Genomic DNA, 2,038 nt, shown 5'->3' with positions numbered 1-2,038 from the left:
CCCACTTGCCAACTCCCATATTGATTTTGGATGTTTCCACGACGCCACGTTTCATCCCACCAACTCATCTTTTGCTTTGCACGATTTAAGCTCAGGTTTTCCTCACTTTGTCCAATATGGCAATAATAGAGTTGCGTCGTGCCCCGCTTAATGGCGGAGGTAAAAGCGGTGATCGCTGCCCCTCGTAAAAAGCTTTCATGTTCGAGGACAAAGCGTTTCGGCACTTTGTTCGCAAAGTATTTCGCCAAGTTTTGCATGTGCGCGTGCGCAGTAAAAACAGGGCGAGTGAGTAGCACTTCTTTTGATTTCGCGTGCGAACCATCGCAGTAAGCGAGTTGGTCAAATTGGCTGCGGCTAAGAATTTTGTCGTAAGTGCGCTGTGCTTGGAGAAATACATCTGATTCGTTTGGCGCTTCTTCTTGCTGCATTAATTGGTAACGACTTGGCTCCCAAAGCGGTTGAGGAATGACGTGCTCTGACATCTCTGTCTGAGGAAACCAAGCGTTGTCACTGAGCAAAAGCACGTAACCCGTTTGGGCATCGGCGCTGCATAGTGTCCAAACATGCGCTGCACGTTGTTCTCGGCCATGGTGGCGAAAACCAGAGCGCGCCACTTGAACAAAGGAGCGAGTTTGGATATTCGAGAACGATAAGTGACGTTCGTATAAGCGACTAAAAGTGTCCAGCATACTTGCTAAACGCTCAAGAGATTGTGAAAAACGGCGATGATTTAAGCCCAGTTTATACTGTAAATCTTTGGGTGAAACCTCGGCTAATAGAGCATCAAGCAGTGGTTGGAGTGTGTGGGATTCTTTGATTGGGTTCAGCAGCGTTGCGGTTTTTTGACAGCAGCGACACTTTACTCTTGGGCTACCGACGGCGGTTCTCCCGTAACGTTGCCAAGCAGGTAATCGGCATTCGCAATGAGGCAATAGCTTCAACTCAAAGGTTTGCTGTTGTAGTTGATGAGCCAATGCGAGTATCGGCTCGTTAATCAAAACCGGAGGATAAGCCCCACACTCAGGGCAATGCCACGCGTCGTAGCCGAGCCGATTTGAGCGCGAATACAAACTGAGATCAGGTACGCCGCAATTAGGGCAGCCAAATGATTTACAGCCATTGTATTCTCGACGAAAAGTCATGGTGCTTATCCTTTGAGGTTATTTGTCAGAGACTCACTCTTTGACGCTGACATCCACTTGGCGACCCAGCGCCGGAACGATAACGTCTTTCTTGGCTTTAAATTGGTCAATCAATACTTGGGTGACTGAATCGCCTTGCGACTCTAACGTGCCTTTTTCAAATACATGATAACCGTCGCCCCCGCTCGCTGCGTAAGAGTAAGTGGCCACTTTGTATGATTGCGAGTCGTTCACTGGTTTGCCATTTACGTTCAGGCTGAGCAGGCGTTTACCTTGCGGTTTTGCGTTGTCGTAGTGCGCTTCAATACCGGAGAATTGTGCCAGACCGTAAGGCAAGGTGTAGCTGTACTCCAACAGTTCTTTCAGCTGTGCGCCGTTGAGTTTTACGACGGAAAGTTTATCTGTGAATGGGAAAAGATCCATTACGTTTTCCATCGTTACTGGGCCTTTGTTAAGGTCAACGCGAATACTGCCCGAGCTGATCATACCCACATCCGCTTTAGCGGCTTCGCGCATCATATCTGCTACTAAATTACCTACGTTGGATTCGCGATAATAACGTCGGTACGCCGTGTCATTAATGGTCGCCAACTGCTGACCAAGATCTGGGTATTGTTTGCGAGCATTGGCGATAAGATCGCTGGTTTTCTTGTCGCGTTCAAGTTTGTCTGACTCGACAGGGATCAGTTTTCCGTCTAGCAGTTTTACGTCGTGCTTTTCGGTGTCTACAACGAATTTAGTGTAACCCAAGTATTTACCTTGGCCGAAAGTGAGGCCGATAACTGTGCCCGTTTTTGGGTGCACGACAGGCTTCCATAAGCCATGGTCAGAGTGGCCGCCAAAAATCACATCGACCCCTTTTAGCTTGCCTGCCATGTCGTAATCTTCATCAAAGC

General features: G+C 48.4%; 2 protein-coding genes. Both read right to left on the bottom strand.

Features of this window, described 5'->3' with window-relative positions; genetic code table 11:
- A partial coding sequence (locus R7Q38_RS22825; RefSeq protein ID WP_318114390.1) for a hypothetical protein occupies nt 1–1,142 on the bottom strand: 1,142 nt, incomplete at its 3' end.
- A 33-nt stretch (nt 1,143–1,175) separates the two neighbouring features.
- The coding region (locus tag R7Q38_RS22820; RefSeq protein ID WP_318114389.1) for a bifunctional metallophosphatase/5'-nucleotidase at nt 1,176–2,038 on the bottom strand (863 nt) is incomplete at its 5' end.

Origin of the sequence: Vibrio sp. Vb0598 (assembly GCF_033338935.1) — a bacterium.
In the GTDB taxonomy this organism is placed as follows: Bacteria; Pseudomonadota; Gammaproteobacteria; order Enterobacterales; family Vibrionaceae; genus Vibrio; species Vibrio alginolyticus.
The sequence above is the reverse complement of the archived record's forward strand: the minus strand, read 5'-3'. Positions and strand labels throughout refer to the sequence as shown.